20 protein-coding genes and 1 pseudogene are annotated in these 15,885 nt (G+C 61.5%); 2 read left to right on the top strand and 19 right to left on the bottom strand.

Annotated features, from left to right (window positions below):
* Position 1: 1 nt before the first annotated feature.
* The 17 genes and pseudogenes from XI02_RS21990 to XI02_RS46415 form a co-directional block, all read right to left on the bottom strand.
* On the bottom strand, positions 2-517 hold the full coding sequence (locus tag XI02_RS21990) for a hypothetical protein (RefSeq protein ID WP_194483143.1): 516 nt from the start codon (positions 515-517) through the stop codon (positions 2-4).
* Positions 514-663 (bottom strand): hypothetical protein, encoded by a 150-nt coding sequence (locus tag XI02_RS21985; RefSeq protein ID WP_194483142.1) that lies wholly within the window; start codon positions 661-663, stop codon positions 514-516. Before XI02_RS21985 ends, XI02_RS21990 begins: the two co-directional genes overlap by 4 nt.
* Entirely contained in the window at positions 656-2,350 is a 1,695-nt protein-coding gene (locus tag XI02_RS21980; RefSeq protein ID WP_194483141.1) for a terminase large subunit, read from the bottom strand. The genes XI02_RS21985 and XI02_RS21980 overlap by 8 nt, the downstream gene beginning before the upstream one ends.
* Positions 2,343-2,792 (bottom strand): hypothetical protein, encoded by a 450-nt coding sequence (locus XI02_RS21975; RefSeq protein ID WP_194483140.1) that lies wholly within the window; start codon positions 2,790-2,792, stop codon positions 2,343-2,345. The genes XI02_RS21980 and XI02_RS21975 overlap by 8 nt, the downstream gene beginning before the upstream one ends.
* A gap of 460 nt (positions 2,793-3,252) precedes the next feature.
* On the bottom strand, positions 3,253-3,639 hold the full coding sequence (locus XI02_RS21970; RefSeq protein ID WP_194483139.1) for a hypothetical protein: 387 nt from the start codon (positions 3,637-3,639) through the stop codon (positions 3,253-3,255).
* Positions 3,639-4,052: a hypothetical protein gene (locus XI02_RS21965; RefSeq protein WP_194483138.1), complete on the bottom strand. Its 414-nt coding sequence runs from the start codon at positions 4,050-4,052 to the stop codon at positions 3,639-3,641. Before XI02_RS21965 ends, XI02_RS21970 begins: the two co-directional genes overlap by 1 nt.
* On the bottom strand, positions 4,045-4,641 hold the full coding sequence (locus XI02_RS21960) for a hypothetical protein (protein WP_194483137.1): 597 nt from the start codon (positions 4,639-4,641) through the stop codon (positions 4,045-4,047). Before XI02_RS21960 ends, XI02_RS21965 begins: the two co-directional genes overlap by 8 nt.
* Positions 4,642-4,749: 108 nt before the next feature.
* Complete coding sequence (locus XI02_RS21955) at positions 4,750-5,175, bottom strand: hypothetical protein (protein WP_194483136.1); 426 nt, start codon at positions 5,173-5,175, stop codon at positions 4,750-4,752.
* An 11-nt stretch (positions 5,176-5,186) separates the two neighbouring features.
* Complete coding sequence (locus XI02_RS21950) at positions 5,187-6,359, bottom strand: phage major capsid protein (RefSeq protein ID WP_194483135.1); 1,173 nt, start codon at positions 6,357-6,359, stop codon at positions 5,187-5,189.
* 8 nt (positions 6,360-6,367) lie between these two features.
* Complete coding sequence (locus XI02_RS21945; protein ID WP_194483134.1) at positions 6,368-6,874, bottom strand: HK97 family phage prohead protease; 507 nt, start codon at positions 6,872-6,874, stop codon at positions 6,368-6,370.
* Positions 6,871-8,082, bottom strand: a complete 1,212-nt coding sequence (locus XI02_RS21940) for a phage portal protein (protein ID WP_194483133.1) — start codon at positions 8,080-8,082, stop codon at positions 6,871-6,873. Before XI02_RS21940 ends, XI02_RS21945 begins: the two co-directional genes overlap by 4 nt.
* A gap of 271 nt (positions 8,083-8,353) precedes the next feature.
* The gene (locus XI02_RS21935) at positions 8,354-8,623 is read right to left on the bottom strand and encodes a hypothetical protein (RefSeq protein WP_246783594.1); all 270 of its coding nucleotides are present in this window, start codon (positions 8,621-8,623) and stop codon (positions 8,354-8,356) included.
* 45 nt (positions 8,624-8,668) lie between these two features.
* Positions 8,669-9,550, bottom strand: coding sequence for a hypothetical protein (locus tag XI02_RS21930; protein WP_194483131.1), 882 nt, complete (start codon positions 9,548-9,550; stop codon positions 8,669-8,671).
* A complete protein-coding gene (locus XI02_RS21925; RefSeq protein ID WP_194483130.1) occupies positions 9,550-9,891 on the bottom strand; it encodes a hypothetical protein in 342 nt (113 codons plus the stop codon). The genes XI02_RS21930 and XI02_RS21925 overlap by 1 nt, the downstream gene beginning before the upstream one ends.
* Positions 9,888-10,733: a hypothetical protein gene (locus XI02_RS21920; RefSeq protein WP_194483129.1), complete on the bottom strand. Its 846-nt coding sequence runs from the start codon at positions 10,731-10,733 to the stop codon at positions 9,888-9,890. The genes XI02_RS21925 and XI02_RS21920 overlap by 4 nt, the downstream gene beginning before the upstream one ends.
* Complete coding sequence (locus XI02_RS21915; protein ID WP_194483128.1) at positions 10,730-10,981, bottom strand: DUF6074 family protein; 252 nt, start codon at positions 10,979-10,981, stop codon at positions 10,730-10,732. Before XI02_RS21915 ends, XI02_RS21920 begins: the two co-directional genes overlap by 4 nt.
* A gap of 217 nt (positions 10,982-11,198) precedes the next feature.
* Positions 11,199-11,390: pseudogene (locus tag XI02_RS46415) on the bottom strand (hypothetical protein); the annotation flags it as partial.
* Between the two features lie 365 nt (positions 11,391-11,755).
* Between XI02_RS46415 and XI02_RS21905 the strand changes: the two are divergent.
* Together XI02_RS21905 and XI02_RS46015 are read left to right on the top strand one after the other, a co-directional pair.
* Positions 11,756-13,129 (top strand): methyltransferase, encoded by a 1,374-nt coding sequence (locus XI02_RS21905; RefSeq protein ID WP_172648000.1) that lies wholly within the window; start codon positions 11,756-11,758, stop codon positions 13,127-13,129.
* Between the two features lie 763 nt (positions 13,130-13,892).
* Positions 13,893-14,024, top strand: coding sequence for a hypothetical protein (locus XI02_RS46015; protein WP_256438746.1), 132 nt, complete (start codon positions 13,893-13,895; stop codon positions 14,022-14,024).
* 364 nt (positions 14,025-14,388) lie between these two features.
* Here the strand turns inward: XI02_RS46015 and XI02_RS21895 are convergent, their stop codons facing one another.
* Both XI02_RS21895 and XI02_RS21890 read right to left on the bottom strand, forming a co-directional pair.
* Complete coding sequence (locus XI02_RS21895) at positions 14,389-14,625, bottom strand: hypothetical protein (RefSeq protein WP_016846121.1); 237 nt, start codon at positions 14,623-14,625, stop codon at positions 14,389-14,391.
* A gap of 145 nt (positions 14,626-14,770) precedes the next feature.
* A complete protein-coding gene (locus XI02_RS21890; protein ID WP_172648001.1) occupies positions 14,771-15,676 on the bottom strand; it encodes a ribonuclease Z in 906 nt (301 codons plus the stop codon).
* Positions 15,677-15,885: the final 209 nt, after the last annotated feature.

Here is a 15,885-nt window from a genome sequence, read left to right as displayed (position 1 = left end):
CTCACTTGTAATAAAAGCTTACGACGTAGGCGTTCGCCGCTGGCGCACCCGTGTCATTGTCGGCAATGCCGGTCGTCACGATGTAAGTGATGCCAGTTGAGAAGGCGACACCGAGATCGGTCGTGTCGACGACGCCTGCACCAGATGTGCTCGCAGGGATCATGATCGTGTCGACTGGCGTTCCTGAGCCTGCCGTCGCACTCGTTGCATCGTAGATCTTGATATACGCGATCGTGGCTGAGTTGTTGGTCGCCCTCACCTTGTAGAGTTGCCCCGCGCCGCTCTTCACCACGATAGCTGTGGTGTTGTTCGGAATCAGGGTTCGGCTCCGAGACAGTCCACCGGACGTTTGGGGTAGACTCTGGACCGGCAGCGGCTTTCCGGCCGCGGTGTCGATGTCGTTGGCCGTGCCGTCAGGGCCCCAAACGCCTTTCACGCGCTGAAAGTGAACGCCGCCGACGTCGTCGGTAGCAACGGTCTTGCCGCTGCCAGGTGTCACATCAAAATTGTCGCTCAAGTTCTCTTCTCCATGAGAGCAGCGAGGACCGCGAAGCGGCGCTGCAGTTTTTGTTGGGCTGTCAATTTCGTATCCAGCATAACCTCGGCGAGTGCTTTCGCTGCCGGAACTGCTGATCCAGGCTTGGTTTTCGCGTTGTCAGACATGCAATATTCCCTCGGCTCTATCGTCAGAATCATATGCTGACCGGTTCTCGCCCGTCGTCGACGCTCCAATCGCCATGATTAGAGCGTCGATGCCGTCAATCTTCTTGGGGCTGTCCTTGTGCTCCTTCTTCGGAAGAATCGAGCCGTTGACGCGGCGATCTACGACACAGTTCGACGCCATCCACGTCAGCACGGGATTGCCGTCGAAGCGGAATTTCCTGATCTCGACCCACGCCTCGAGCAGCTTCGCGGGCTCGCTATAAGTCTCCGGTTTCTTGTGCACGATCTCGACCGGAAGACCGTCTTCCATCAGGTTTGCGGCGATTTGCGCCGATCCATAGTGCTCTAAGCGGATGCTCATGACCTGGTGGGACTCACACAGCGCGCGGATGTCCTGCTCGATCGCGTTGTGATCGATGAAATCGCCCCTGGTCGTGGTGATGAAACCTTGGTCAGCCCAGACCTTGTAATGCGTGGTCGTCCGGTGGGCGCAGATCTCGACCAAATCCTCGGGCAGATAGAAGCGCGCGAATGCATGATGCACACCGTCGCGCTCAAAGACGATCACGAGCGCGGCGACGTCGTTCGTGTCGGCCAGGTCGACGCCGATCCATGCCAACTCGCCCGAAAAGTCTTTTAGCTGGAGAGACTTTTCGGCGCAGGCCTTCCACTGCTCGATGGACAGCCAGGTCGAGTGTGAATTTTGCCAGAGATTGAGACGCTTAGTACGGAATTCGCCCTCGCTAGCCGGAGAGTTTTTGGCTTGCCGCGCGTAGGCCTGCATCTTCGCGATGTCGACCGAGACGTTCAGATTAGGATTCGCCTTCGGCCATACACGCTCGTCGAAAGGATTGTCGCCCTCGTCGAGCGTATAGATGACGCCGAAATAGCTGTCGTCCTCGACGACGCCCTCCAGGACCTTGCAGAGATAATCCCGTTGCTCGTAACACACGCCGATGGTCGAATAGCCGGCAGTCGTGATCATCCACATCAGCGGATTTTTCCGCGCACCAGTGGCAGACCGGAGCACGTCGAACAGCGAGCGGTCTTTGTGCGCGTGGAGCTCGTCGACCACCGTCAGATGCGGGTTTAGACCGTCCTGCGTCGATGATTTGGCGTTGATCGGTTGGATGCTGCCATTGTTCTGGTGGCAGACCACCGAATTTGCCATCACTTCGAGGCCGAAAGCTTCCCGGAGATCCGGCGTTGCTTTCGCCATCTTGCTGGCGACGTCGAACACGATGCGAGCTTGGCCGCCAGTAGTGGCCGCAGTCTTGATCTGGGGTCCCACCTCACCGTCACATGTCAGGCAATACAGAGACACACCCGAGGTCAGCGCAGACTTGGCGTTCTTACGTGCAACCTCGACATAGGATTGCTCGAAGCGCCGGCCGCCGTCCGACTTCCGGCGCCATCCGAACACACACACCAGGAGCCAGACCTGCCACGGCTCAAGCGCGATCGTCGGGGATGCCCACTTACCCTCGACATGGGGCAGCTTCTCGATGAAGTCGCAGACGTCCGACGCATGCCACGCACTGAATTGGTAGCCGAAGCCGGCGTCGCCCTCGCGCTCCAGGTCGCGGAGATGTCGGCGGCAGGCAAGACGCGTCCACTTGCCCGCCACGATCGTCCCGGCGAGCACGTCACGGCAATATTGCTCGGCGATGCCAGGATAGTCACGCATTCCGGTCACCAGGCGAAACCTCCGACACGGAGGAGGTTTCGGGCGGAGGCTGCCCGTTGCCGGCGAACTTGCCCGCCTTGGGCTGTTTCGGTGATCCGATCTGCGATGCCGGCGTGTCGAAAAACTCCGCGGCATAGGCGCGGTAGGCCGTGAGCTGGCTCGTCGGCGGCGTGAGTTTCTTCACGAACTGCTCGATCAGCGATGCTTCGAGCGAGCAATACTGGGCCAATGCGCTCTCGCACCCCGTCACGGACTGCCCGCGCTCGGCGTATGTCGCGACCTTCTCCGCCCACAGCTTGGCCGCTCGACCTTTGAGCCAAGTGGGCTTAGATGCGTTCCCGTCGAGAACGCATACCACCCTCTCCCGCCTTCGGACGGGCTGATCTGTGCCCGAAATGACCTTCAGCTCAGGCGGCTTTCCCTTTGGTCCTGGCCTGCTCATGGCGCGATTTCCGTTTTCGTATCCCGCATGGCTGAAAATCCGACCCCGGAACCGGTCCCAAGGCCCCCACGGGAAGTCTGCGACGCCCCCCGGGGCCCCATCGCGGTCGCGCGGTCGGCCTGTCTTTCCTGGGATTGCTTGCGGCTCGAGTGGCAGGGAGACGACGCCATCGGCTGCCAGTTGCTGCGGCTCCAGAACAGGCGCTGATCACCACGGTGGGGGACCCTATGGTCCACCATGTCGGCCAGTCGGCCGCAGCCGCAGGCGCAGCGCTGGTTCTCCGGACGAGCCAGGAAGGCCTTGCTTTCACGCTCCCACTTGCTGGTGTAGCCACGGGCGCGGGCTGATGGCCTGCGCTTGTCTGCCTCAGCCTTGCGCACCTGCTGACAGACGCACTGAGCACCGCCGCCAACGCGCCGGCCACATGTGCAGATGCGGGGTGCTCGCATTGGCATGGCGCCTACCCCGTGCAGCTCAGTTCGATGCGGATGCACTCGCCGCGGTCGAAGACTGGCTTGACGTTTGTCAGCGTCCGCTGGGGGCCTCGGACGAAGATGACATCGCTGGTCCGTGGAAAGCGCGGGTCGGTAGGCGCGATGATGCCGGCGGTCTGTGCCGGTGGAGCGAAGCCACCAGGCCACTGCTTGCGGTCGAAGAGATGCGTCGGTGAGACGATGATGAAGAGGCTTTGTTGCGTGATGTTGCCGATCAACTGTTCCGCGGTAAGCGCGCGCACGATGGCCGGCACGTCAGCCCGAACGCTGGTGCCTGAGGTGGTGCGCTGCAGCCAGACAGGCTCGCCGCGCTTATCCAGCCACCGGTTCAGTTGTGACAGCAGCCGGTTCATTAGCGAACGCTGGCCCTCACGCTGAGCGAGGTGCTGCCGGCATACGTGCCCACGGTCGTGATCTTGGCGCGAAGTGCAGAGCCAAGAACGCCGTCCTGCACTGTGTTGTCCGACATTGAGCCGTCAGTGGGGACGATCGCGGTGGTTACCGGGGTCAGACCGGAGATGTTGATGACCTTGGTGCTGCTCGACGTGGTGAATGCAAAGCACGCGATATCCAGCCAGGTCTGACCGGCGTCGAGCGTGGTCTGAATCCAGACCTTGCAGCTTGTCCCGCCCGAACCATAGGCGAATTGAACCTCAACCGTGGCAGCAATCAAACCCTCAAGTTGAGATATTGATGTCTGTGCCTGCCCGGTCAGAGCAGTGGTGATGCCAAGCGCGGCAAGGGTGTAGTCACCGGGATTAAGCATTCGAGAGTTTCCTGAAGGGTTCGAGCAGCGCCTCGACATCGGGCGTGAATCCGCCGGTGGGCGGCGCGAAGTAGTCCGTGCTGCCTGCGCCCTCGACGGTCTCGCTGCGGACGAGCGGGTCCCGGTCGCCGGAGGTGTAGAATTGCTTGACGAGCTCGATTGTGGCCCGCTCGACGGGTTCGGGGACGTCGGCCGGAAGATTGTAGCCCGCGCTGTAGACGACAGTGACCTTGCCCTGAGGCCATCTCACGACGCAGCCAGAGCGCAGGCGTTCGATGATTCCAGCCTCGAGGTCAGCCTCGAAGTCGTCGGCGGATAAATCGGCGTCGTTCTCGGAGACCGAGGTAATTTCAGCGATCGGATAGCGGCCAGTGGTCAGGCCATGCGTGCCGCAGCGAACGCGAAACGTCTCCTGGACCGTCTCCAGGGCGAACACCCTGTTGCAGTAGGAAGCCACGATACCGCTTGCCTGACTGATCAGCTTCTTCAGCTTGTCGTCAGAGCCACGGTCGCCAATGCCCAATTCCGCCTTGACGGTATCGAGGCGGGTCAGGTTGACGTCAGAGGCAGCAACGGTGACCGTGATCATTTAAATCTCGTTCCGAATGGACGGGGTGCGGCGTTGTTCGACGTCAAACCGGCGGGGAAGACTTGAGCTTCACCGCACCCCTAGCCCCTGCCGAGACAGGGGCATTCGTTACTGCGGCGGGTTCGCGGTCGGCACGCTGGACGGCTTGCCGAGCACCCACATGCCAGCCAGGAACAGGTTGCCCGTGTTGCCAGACGGCGTGATGGTGGCGCGGATGTACCGCTTCGATCCAATATAGCCGAGCTTTCGGACCTCACCGTCGTCGGCGAACGTGAAGCCGGCCAGCGCCTCGGTGCCGATCATGTCTTTGTCGGCCACAGCAGCGGCGCCGCTCATGCCGCTGTCGTTGCTCTCCTCGAGCAGCACCGTGAAGGTCGCATCCGCGTCCGACAGAGTACCGGTGACGAAAGCGAGTGTTGCCGAGCCGTAGCCCAGCACGTCGAGGATGGCGCTGACCTGGGCCGTGTTGTCGGTGACAGCAGCGGCCGGCGCGAACGCCGTCTTGAGGTGGATGTTATTTGCCTGATCGCGCATTGCGGTCATCCTTAGGAGGTTGCGATTTTGAGCTTGCGGATGGCCTCGGCTTTGCCGACGCCACCAGCGACACGGCGCCGGCCGTGGAAGCGAGTCATCCCCTTCGTGGCCTGGCTGTACGGGTCGCGAAGGATCGACAGCGCGACGCGGTCGAAGATCCGGTAACCCTGCGAGAAGTCGCCGAAGATGATCGGATAGGCGTTGCCGCTGATGTCCGGCATGTCGGGCATCTCGACCACGGGACGGCCCAGGATCGTGGTCACCGGGGCATTGTTGATGCCCTGCATCGCGGTCAGGTAGTTGCCCGCGGTGTCCTTCAACTTTCGGATGGCGCCGAGGGTGGTGCTGTTCATGCCCCACACCGCATTCGCCCGATAGGGCGACTTGAGCGCGTGATACAGGTCGATCAGACCGTCAGCCTTGACGTTGCTGGCGTCGGTGCCCGGCGTATATGACAGGCTGCTGTCCTGCATGAAGCCGATCGGCGACAACTGCGAAGCACCGTTGACGAACGCAGTGCCTTCCTTCGCGCCCATATCCTCGGCGAACTCGAAGGCCAGCAGCGCGCCGATGTCGAAGGTCGAGTCTTCGAGCATGGCGTTCGACACGTCGACGTAGGCGGCGATCTCGCGAACCTCGTAGCGGTTCTCGCCGAAGGTCACGGTGGTTTCCGGACGGTCATCGGTTTCGCCGACCCACGCCGAGGTGAGGCCACCGGTACGCTTGGGCCAACGGACAGCGCCCGAGCCGGTCGACATGACGCGCGCGACGGAGCGCACGGGCGAAAACAGGACGATGTTGCGGTCCAGTTCCTGCTGATAGGAGTCCGGAGCCAGATAGCCGCCGGCAGTGTCGTCCGACACGCGCAGCGATTTGGCTTCATCGGCAGACAGCCCTTCCCGACCGCGGCGGATAAACGAATCCCAGGCCTTCTTCTCGACCTCAGCCTCCGGATTCTCGCTGCCGGCGGTGCCGCCCGGCCGGTTCATTTTCGCTTCGAGCTTGTCGAGGCGGTCCTGCAGGTTCTTTTCGTTGATCGTCTTGCCCTCGACCGACTTCAGGCGATCGTCGACCGATTTCGTCAGGTCTTCGAGCGCCTTCTGCACGATCGCAGCCGGATCCTCGTCACCGTCCTTCAGTTCGATTGCGCCGGACAGCATGGCGCTTTTGTTCGTGTGAAGCATGTGATGCCTTACTTGAGTTTGAGGGCTGCGCTGGCCCGGTTAATCGCGTCGGCCAGCGCAATCAGAGCCGTCGCGGATTTCGCTGATGTCACGCGCGCGCCGGGGTGCGCCGGCACGGTGACCAATGAGACCTCGACCAGGTCGAGGGACTTGATGACGCGCCCGCCTCCTCGGCGAGCACTGGCGGATTTCGTGATGAAGCCGATCGACAGACCGGTGACGGCGCCAGACTTGACCAGAGCGCGGACTTCCTTGGCCCGGGCGACGTCGTCGACCAGCAGCCGACCCTTGACCTGCAGGCCCTTGGCAGTCTCCTCGAGCTGATCCCATGCGCCGAGCGGCTGCGTCGGATCATGCGCGAAGAGCAGCGGCAGCGGCGCCTTGGCCGACTTGAAGGCACCCGCGACGATCTCGTCCCCCACCCGGTCAGGCGTTCCGAAGGGCCAGGCGATGCCGCTGATCACTCCGGCGTCGTCGACCGAGAGGTCGGCCTTAAACTCGAACCGGCCATTCATGCGGCCACCTGCAGGCTGGGCTTGGGTGCTGGTTTGCTGTCCGGCGTCACGCCAACGGCGTTTGCCGGCGGCCGGAGGGTCGCTCCGCCGTCAATCGGTCCCAGGTTGTCGATCGCCCGGACCTCGTCCGGGACCATCCACGGGCCACCGCAGGCCTTGGCAAAGGCCTCAAAGCGGGCTGCCAGGTCGGCCCGGACCAGGGTGTCGGTCAGGAATTCGGGGTAATAGGTCTTCTGCTCTTCCTCGGTCAGTAGCCGGGAGATCGCGCCTTCCCAGAGCTTGCACCGCCCCAACATGGTGAAGGACAGGAAAGCCTGCCCCATCTCCTCGGCGTTCGCCCAAGTTGCTCTTCCAAGTTCGAAGAGCAAAGTCGGCGGGATGCCGAGCGCGCGGCCGATCTCTAGGATCTGAAAGTTGCGCATCTCTTGGAACTGCAAGTCGACCGACGAGAACGTCAGCGCCTCGAATTCGGCGCCGTCCTCGAGGATGGCGGTGCCGCCGGCCGACTCTCCCGACTGATCGTTTCGCCACGACTTCTTGAGCCTGGCATACGCGACGTCGGTCAGCTTGCTCTTTGCCTTGATGACACCGGAGGGACGCGCGCCGTTGCCGAGGATCCTAGATGCATGCCGCTCCAGCGCAATCGCGAGACCGATCGCCTCCGCGCAGTCGCGGACCGCGGACCGCTTATTCCAGGACGAGATGTGCAGTATGTCGCGCCAGCTATACTCGCGCGCCGGGCCGGCCGACACGGTGACGCGGTACGTCGGCTCCATTGTGATCAGATCGAAAGTGACAGCGACGGAGGTTGGGTCGAGGCGGATCAGCTCAATGATCTTGCCGTTGACGCGATTGGCGAAGGCGTAGCCGTGGCCGTGATCGATGACGTCGTTCTCGAGCGCGGTGATGAATTCAGTCGCAGACGTCCATCCGTTCGGACGGTCATGCAGGAGGCTGTACAGGGGGTGGTCGATGGCCTCTTCGCTGGCATCGCCATTGCGGCGGTAGAGCTTCAGCGAAAGAGTCGCGAGGGTTTCGCAGCGGATACGCTTGCCGGCGTGAACGGCCGGACACCGGTCCGCAAGGCGCGGAGATACGAGAATGCCCGCAGCGGTCTGCGCGCCAAAATCAATTAGCGCCTGCCAGCTTGCAGGATCATAGAGGGACTTCTGGCCGAAGCCCAGGATGTGTTTCAGACGATCGAACAAATGCGCTATCTTCTCCGCCTACATCAGGTGTAGTTCGGAAGCGCGCGGGACCGCTATTTCTGAAATCTGACATTACCTGCCAAAACCTGCCAAAACCTGACAGTCAGGCTTCCTTCTGGCCCACGCGCGTAGCTCAGCCCTGAACGCATAGTATCGTCCACACGGCTTGTAGATCGGCGCATCCGGCTCCTCTGCCCGCCGGTAAACGGTCCGAATTGAGCAGCCCATTTCAAAAGCGATCGCCTTTGCTCCGACGACCTTGTCGTCGCCCTCACGCATTGCGACCTCGCTTAATCCGGTTGCTGCGCCGAGATTTGCGAGCAGCCGCCCGTGCCGACCTGCGGCTAGCCGCAACATCTCGTTGTTCCTTCTCGATTTGGATGACGTCGATTTGCGTGATCTCCGGCCATGTGCTGCGCGGGCTTACAACGAGGCGAAGCGGCGCTAGGCTGTCCACGTCGAAACTGCGGCGGTGAACGGTGCCGCGGTTGTCGAACCATACGCACTGCGCTTCTCCATGAGACTGATCGATGATTTTCATCAAAGGTCCGCCGCTCTCAGCGCGAACCATTTCACCTGTACGCATTCAAGTGCCCCAGTTGTCGTCGGCGTCGTAGTGATCGAGGATGGTGTCTTCGCCGCCGCGAAAAACGGGTGCAGTGAGTGATCTTCCTTCAAATCTCGCCTTGTCGAAGTAGGGCTTCGCGATCTTGTTGAGCGCCTTCGCCGTGATGTCGTCCTTGTCCAATTTGCCAGACAGGATCGCGACGATAACGTCCGTGATGACGTCTTCCCGGAATGTGTCGAGGCGATTCGGCACTGCCGCCGCAACCTTGCGGTATAGATCGTTAGAAAACAGGGTTCGCTTGAACTGATGTTCGCGCCGATCGTTACGAACCAGCGGCGCGATCTTGACTGCAGATGCCCGATCGGCCCGGCAAGCCCGCAGGCTTTCATACCAACGCAGCCGCTCAGGATCTTTCTTCACCCAAGCACTGAGTACGATCGGCGTCATGTCGACAGGCAATGCTGCCACTGCGGAGCCGATCGTTTCTCCGCGATCTATGCGGCGTTTGACCTCGTCGAAGTAAGGTCTGATCCTCGATCGGTTCGGCTTTGCTTCCTCGAGACGTTGCTCCAGGTCGGGGTGTGCGAGCATGTAGATGCGGAATTTCGACCTACATGGAAATTTTGGATTCGACGCGAGCGCCTGACCTATGGTCTTCCCGCCCGCAACGAGGGCGATGATTTCATCAGCATATCTGGCACAGCGACCCAGTTGAGAGCCGCTGTCCTGAGCTTCCTCGAGCCTTTTTCTCCGCTCAGGAAACCTACTGTCGTAAACGTAACACTTCCAAGTGTGGACGCAGGGAAAGTGCGGGTTTGCTTTCAGTATCCTCGGGATCGACATTCCGCTTCCGACGAGAGCGATAATCTCGTCAAAGTACTGGGCAACCTTGCTGACCATCAACGACGCTTCCAGCGACGAAAGCGCGTCGATCGCTTGGTCTGAACGTCCTTGTGCAATTGAGACGTGATCTCGAAGACTGCGGCCGTTGCATCCCGGATGTAGAGTTTGCTGACGTGAACCCTGACCTTCTGCTGTCCGTCACCCTTCGACCGGGTGTAGACGGTCGAGTAGCAATCGCTCCTCGTGCTCGACCACGTCCATGGGAACGACCGCGTCCAGCCGTTGCCGACGTGGGTGTACGCCGTAGCGAGGAAGTTCGGCTTGCCGGTCGCTAGCGCGGTGCTAGCGCTGTCCACCGGACATTCCACCTGACAGGCCGTGGCCGCTTCGATGTTCATGCTGCTTTCCTCTTTAGGTGCGCGAGCCGAAGTTCCACGAGAACTGGCTCACCCAATTCGCCGCGGTCCTGCAGCGCCGTCAGATTTCGGAGATGGTCGGGTTCGAGGTTTTGCAGGATCTGCCAGCCGATCGCGCCGCCAAGCCGCGCTGCTATCGTGGCGTGGAGAATGTCGTCCCGCTGAGTCGGCGCGTTGCTGGGTGCCGCCGCGCCGCTCGCTACGGCGCCGTGTGGGGGGCGCGCTTCGCGGCGCGGCTGTTCTGTATCCTCACCCGAGATATAGATAGTAGTGGGGTTTTTCCCCGATTCCGGTAGTGGGGTTTTTCCCCGGTTCGTGGCCTGTTTCAGTGGGGAATCCCCACTGTCCCGGGTAATTTCCCCCACCAGAGAATCTGTTTTTTGCCTCGACAGCTTGGCGATCCGGCGGGCTTCGTCGAGGGCATCCTCGCCCTCGAGACCAGCGGCTATCCGGCGCCATTCGTGGGTCCCGTCGCCCTTCCGATCGGTCGGGAGGGGCCTGTACGTCAGCCGGAAGTAATTGGGGCGGCGTCGGTTGGCCTGCCCCTGTCGACCCCGCTCGGTGACCTCGATGAAGCCCAGCGCCTCCGCCTCGTTGATGGCCGGCGCAATGGAATGCCGGTCAATGCCGTATTCCTGAAAGTCGTCGAACGTCACCGGCAAGCGGCCGTTGTCGTTGCCGCCGTGGTTGGCCAGCTCGATCTCGATCCGGCTGATCAGCCGGTGAGCGGCCAGGCTAAGAACACGGTAAGCTGGCGATGCCTGCATTTCGATCAGGCGCGCTGAAAACTGCCCCGAGATCGTGTTGTTTTTCCGCTTCTTCATGCCTGCTCCGGCATGTCGAAGGTCAGGCGCCACATGGCTGCCCGGATGGCGGTTTCCATGCCGGCGAGCTCACGCTGGATGAGGTCGGGCGCGACGCCGCGGCGGACAAGGGCATCTGCCTGGCATTGGAGCTGGCGCTGGATATGCTGTTCCGCCTTCTCGGGCCGAAGGCAAAGGGCGTATTCGGCCTGCCGTTGGATGAGGTGCAGCCGCCGCGCAAGCGGGAACGGGATCACTGCGGCGGTCACCGCCGTCACCCCACTCGACCTTGGTGATTTGCATTCCGACAAGGCCAAATTCTCCTTTCCGATCAATGCCGGAACGAAGCGTGAAGATGTCGGAATGGGGATTGAAACTGCTAGGCTGTCGCCCGGCTTTTAATCATGGGGTCGAGGGTTCGAGTCCCTCCGCGCTCACCAAATTCACAGAACTGTCCAGCCCGGCGACATGGGTAACAGGTCGTACCTAAGACATGGGTGACAACCTCGTGCCGAACGGGTTGTCGAGAGGTTGCAGGGTTTTCTGCTCCAGGTCGAAGTATCCAAGACCATCGTGCATGAAGCTTGCGAGCCAAATACCGTCATCGACTTCCTTGATGCCGAGTTGTTGGCCGGCCAGCATGGTGGAGATGTTGATCCGCTTGCGGTGCAGGCAAAGCGCCCGACGCTTGATGGAGCTCGAGCCGATCCGGGGCGGCCCACGAGAGCGGACGTTCGCGCGGATGCTCCAGTCTGGGAAAGACCTGTTCGCCTGGGCTGTCCCATACATTCGGAGTACCTCATCTAGTGGAGCTAAAGCCACGAGCCCTTGGCGTTTCGCACGTCCCATTATCCATCGGGAATTTGCACTTTCTTCCTCGGGCTAGGCCGGCGCCGCCCGCATGCATTTCAAGCGGACGGCGTCGGGCGTTCTCGCCATGCGGATGATTGACCAGGCGCCGAAAGAAGCTTGGGATAGCATCTGCCCGGCTCCTCCAAGGTCGGGCGCCCATCCCACGGCGAAACACCCGAGGACGATCTCTAATGGAAACGGCCACGCTTCTTTCGGTTCTCCGCGACCGGAACGTCAGAGTATGGGTCGAAGGGGACCGCCTTAAGTGCAGCGCCCCCGCTGGCGCGCTTGACGCAGAGTTACGCGCGACACTGGCCGACCGAAAGCAAGAACTGCTCGCGTGGCTTCGGCAGACGGAGACGCTGAAGAGCGGTCCGGCCGACTCCCTGCCGATCGAGCGCGAGGACGGGACAAGAGCGCTCCTGCCGACAGTTTCCAGGGAAGTTCCGCTGCCGATGATCCCGGCACAGCGTGAACGCATGAGCCGCTTCGTCAGGGAGCTCCGGAGTTGCGGTTACGACCTCGCAAGCTGTGCCGAACGTCTTGAGGTCCTTCCTCGCCTCGGCGTCAATTTCTGGCAAAGAATGCGAATGTCCTGGACTCCTCGGAAGAACGATCCGATCGACAATCTCATTACGCTCTTCATCGATGGCCAGCAGGTGAGCGCAGACGTGATCGCGAAGCAGATTTCGTCGTTCTTTGTCGATGCGGCGCTCGAAATGAGATTGGCTGAAAAAAACGGCGACTTGTTGCAATCGAACTTCTGTTTGTTCCCATGCTATGGGAAATACCTGGTCACCGATCAAGCCGAGAAGAACACCGCAACCAATCAAGTCATGTGGTTGTGGGGAGAGAGCTTTATGCTGGGCGGCTTTGTGAAGAGGATCCCTCGCAGGCGCGCCATTGATCTCGGAACCGGCTCCGGAGTGCACGCTATTCTGGCAAGCGACCATTCTGCGACAGTCGTGGGCGCAGACGTCAGTCCACGCGCCATCGCATTCTCCAACTTCAATGCAGCGCTAAACGAAAAGAGCAACATCGATTTTGTTACAAGCGATCTCTTCGATTCGATCGACGGGACATGTGATCTGCTGGTATGTAATCCTCCTTACGCACCGGACACTGCCGCCAAGGCGAGCGATAATTTTTGGAGCGGTGGAATAGAAGGCACTGAGCTTCTGCGGAGGGTCGTCGAGGCTCTTCCCACGAGGTTGGATGCGGACGGAACAGCCTACATCAATGCTCTGTTTCCGAATCCTCCGGGAACGAAAATCAGGGATCATTTCGATGCCTGGCTTGAAGGCAATCTCACGGAGTGGGACGTGCTGGATCACACCTGGCCGGTGCCGGGATATCAAGATTTGTTCTCCGAGCAACCATTCCAAGGTGATATGAGCGCGTGGCGCTTTGGCGTGGTGAGTATGCGTCGATCTCGGACTGGCCGGGGTTGGTGGAACGAAGTCGCGGGCAGTGGCCTGTTCTTCCGAGAGGACGGAAGCTGCAGCGTAATCGCTGATCACGATGCCTACGGGTCACCTGCTGGACCACCGCCGAACAACTCGTAGGACACGGTGGAGCACAGCATCATTCCCGGCAGACGTCCGTCATGGCCTCCCCGTCCCGCAGACGGGCGACAAAGCGAAGGCGCTCTTCCATCACCGAACCCGCTTTCCAAGGCATCCACACCTCCCGCACAACAAAAGCGGAACGTGTAACCCATGTGTGCGGTACGGGACGTCACCTATGTCTCGGGCCGCTCAAACCATTTGAGCCAAGTGGTCAGCCTGCAAAACATTCCGCGCGGCAGTGACATCGCTCGCGTGGTGTTTGGAAGCCGGCCCGGGCCCTGGCGCCGGCTCTTCTTAATTTTATGTGAACCAAGCCACAGTTGTTCGGCGTGATCTTTAGTAGGTTTTCGGCGCTGGGGATTTCAGGGCCCAGAGGCTGGAAGAACAGGGCGCCGCCGGGACAACTCATTTCGGGCCTGGCGGCGTAATTTTTAGGAATGCTCAGAACTGCAATCCCAATGCTCGGACCAGACGCATTCGGACGCCAACGGCTCGTTGCTCTCCCTGCCGCAGTCATAACGTTCGGCGTCGCCGGCGTCGAGCCTGCCTGCGGTTCTCCGGACCGGTCGGAGGCGCGCGTATTCCGGCATGAGCCTTGCTCTTTAGGTGGCGCAGGAAATTTCAGTGTCCCGGTTCAGGAACAAGCTGTCGCCGGATGTGTCTTTTGGAGACGAGCAGCTGGATTCATTGGGAGGTATCGTTGAGATACGCAGCGCCCCTACAGTCAAGGTTTGTCGTTCGGAGAGGAAGCACCGACTGGATGGTTTATGATCGGGAGCTCAAGGGGCCAGCGCAGTTGAAGAAAGACGGGCACTTCGCCGAGAAGCTGACGAAGGAACAGGCCGAACACATAAAGCAGGCCTTGACGGACGCCCTGAAGCCGGAGCCGTAGGCAGAGCGAGCTCGAATACCCCGATCGGTGGCGACACAAACCGCGAACAGATGACATCTGTGTTACCTCGTAAGGTATATGAACAGAGTTGGGCAGGGCGAACAAGGCGCGGCAAAACCGCGGCGCATCAGCGGAGCAAATTAGGCTGTTGCGGAATTCAGCTTTGGCCACTGGACGTTCTGATCGGGCCAGCGTCGCCGTTGGGAGGGAACGATCGGGGAACAGCTCAAGGCACATCGAAAGCCGCCCGCGTCAGAAAGGTCACCCTCGCGCCGAGGGGTGGAGCGCGACGCATGACGGCGCAAGCGCGCCGTTCAGCGCACAATTCGGAACGAACATTCGGAGCGCTGCAACACTTCAGCCGTCAAGCCAACGGCAGCTCGCCCTGACCGCCTGTCCAGTCGATGATGTCGACCTGGAGCCCTCGCTTCAGCATCTCGGCTTCGAGGCTGCCGGCATGCCGTTTCCACTCGGGCGTTGCACGGACGCGGAATCTTGGATCTTCGCCGTTGGCCTCGAATTGGTCGTCGGCTTTGAGCGCGCCGCGGACCGCTTCGTACATCATCTTCAGGCTGGCGTCGGTGAAGGCGCCGTAGTCCATCGGTCGTCTCCCTTGGCACTGTGGGACGCAAAAGGCCGCCACGTAGTCACTCGTGGCGGCCTTCTGCAAGCGGCCCATCCAGACGGCCTGGGACGACGTTGCGTGAGTCGGGTTAACGAAATGTTGTTCGTGCGGCGGCGCCCACTCAGATCGCGATGCGATCGAAGTCGATGGCTATCCGGCTGTTCGGGAAAATCCTCGTCGCCTCCGCCAGAATGTCCTCGTCCGGGTAGCGGCCGGAGATGTGCGTGAGCATGAGCTGCTTGACCCCGCTCCGCGCCGCGAGCGCGGCGGCTTCGCTGGCCGTCAAATGCCCGTAGTCGCGCGCGATGGCTGCGTCACGCTCGAGAAACGTCGCTTCGATCACCAGCAGGTCGGCGTCCCCGACGTGTTCGGCGAGCCCCGCGGTGGTTTCGGCATCACCGACGATGACGAGCTTCCTTCGTCCCTGGGCGGGGCCAAGCACCTGCTCCGGATCGATGGTGCGACCGTCGTCCAACTTCACCTGCCGTCCCTCCGCCAGCTCCCGCCGAACGGGCCCATCGGGCACGCGCAGCGCCAGGAGCCGGTCCGGGAGGAGATGCCGGCGCATCGCGCTCTGAAACGAGAAAGCGAAGCTGTCCGTATCCCGGTGGCGGACCGCAAAACAATCGATGGTGAATTCGCCGGCGTCGAGGACTCGCCCCTCGCTCAACGGCACAAGATCAAGCGGGATCGGCGCTCTGCCCTCGCCCCAAAGGCCGGCCAGCATGCGGACGACCACATCGAGCGTGCCGGGTCCGGCATGAATCGTCATCGCATCCGAACTTTGCCGCAACCGGAGGGTCGAAAACAGCCCGGGAATGCCGAGCACATGATCGAAATGCCCGTGGGTCAGCAACAGGCGATCAAGCCGTCGAAAGCCGGCGCCACTCCGCAGCAGCTGGCGCTGCGTTCCCTCGCCGCAATCGACCAGAATACGACTGCCGGCTGCCTCGACGAGGATGCCCGGGTGATTGCGCTCGGGAGACGGCACGCTTGCCGACGTTCCCAGAAAAGTCAGCGAGAACATCGCAGCACCTCGCCTTCCGACTGCCGACGGCGCCATGCCGCCGAGATCGCGCAATCTGATGGCAGCGTCGCCCGGTGTGTTCAAGCACTTCGATGCCGACGACGGTCGAGCGAGGCGTCCTGAAGCCAGCGGCTTTGAGGGCAGACCGCACCCGCGCCATCGGGATCGGTCGTCGTGACCGGCGCGCGGCGCCCTTGTCACGCCCTCAA

Source organism: Bradyrhizobium sp. CCBAU 21365, assembly GCF_015291305.1.
GTDB classification, from domain to species: Bacteria; Pseudomonadota; Alphaproteobacteria; order Rhizobiales; family Xanthobacteraceae; genus Bradyrhizobium; species Bradyrhizobium elkanii.
The sequence above is the reverse complement of the archived record's forward strand: the minus strand, read 5'-3'. Positions and strand labels throughout refer to the sequence as shown.

Coding starts and splice junctions, on each gene's coding strand:
- XI02_RS21895 (WP_016846121.1), bottom strand. CDS start 14,625: ATGGACTACGGCGCCTTCACCGACGCCAGCCTGAAGATGATGTACGAA.
- XI02_RS21905 (WP_172648000.1), top strand. CDS start 11,756: ATGGAAACGGCCACGCTTCTTTCGGTTCTCCGCGACCGGAACGTCAGA.
- XI02_RS21980 (WP_194483141.1), bottom strand. CDS start 2,350: ATGCGTGACTATCCTGGCATCGCCGAGCAATATTGCCGTGACGTGCTC.
- XI02_RS21965 (WP_194483138.1), bottom strand. CDS start 4,052: ATGCTTAATCCCGGTGACTACACCCTTGCCGCGCTTGGCATCACCACT.
- XI02_RS21930 (WP_194483131.1), bottom strand. CDS start 9,550: ATGGTCAGCAAGGTTGCCCAGTACTTTGACGAGATTATCGCTCTCGTC.
- XI02_RS21975 (WP_194483140.1), bottom strand. CDS start 2,792: ATGAGCAGGCCAGGACCAAAGGGAAAGCCGCCTGAGCTGAAGGTCATT.
- XI02_RS21925 (WP_194483130.1), bottom strand. CDS start 9,891: ATGAACATCGAAGCGGCCACGGCCTGTCAGGTGGAATGTCCGGTGGAC.
- XI02_RS21945 (WP_194483134.1), bottom strand. CDS start 6,874: ATGAATGGCCGGTTCGAGTTTAAGGCCGACCTCTCGGTCGACGACGCC.
- XI02_RS21985 (WP_194483142.1), bottom strand. CDS start 663: ATGTCTGACAACGCGAAAACCAAGCCTGGATCAGCAGTTCCGGCAGCG.
- XI02_RS21920 (WP_194483129.1), bottom strand. CDS start 10,733: ATGAAGAAGCGGAAAAACAACACGATCTCGGGGCAGTTTTCAGCGCGC.
- XI02_RS21890 (WP_172648001.1), bottom strand. CDS start 15,676: ATGTTCTCGCTGACTTTTCTGGGAACGTCGGCAAGCGTGCCGTCTCCC.
- XI02_RS21950 (WP_194483135.1), bottom strand. CDS start 6,359: ATGCTTCACACGAACAAAAGCGCCATGCTGTCCGGCGCAATCGAACTG.
- XI02_RS21970 (WP_194483139.1), bottom strand. CDS start 3,639: ATGAACCGGCTGCTGTCACAACTGAACCGGTGGCTGGATAAGCGCGGC.
- XI02_RS46015 (WP_256438746.1), top strand. CDS start 13,893: ATGGTTTATGATCGGGAGCTCAAGGGGCCAGCGCAGTTGAAGAAAGAC.
- XI02_RS21960 (WP_194483137.1), bottom strand. CDS start 4,641: ATGATCACGGTCACCGTTGCTGCCTCTGACGTCAACCTGACCCGCCTC.
- XI02_RS21955 (WP_194483136.1), bottom strand. CDS start 5,175: ATGCGCGATCAGGCAAATAACATCCACCTCAAGACGGCGTTCGCGCCG.
- XI02_RS21935 (WP_246783594.1), bottom strand. CDS start 8,623: ATGAAAATCATCGATCAGTCTCATGGAGAAGCGCAGTGCGTATGGTTC.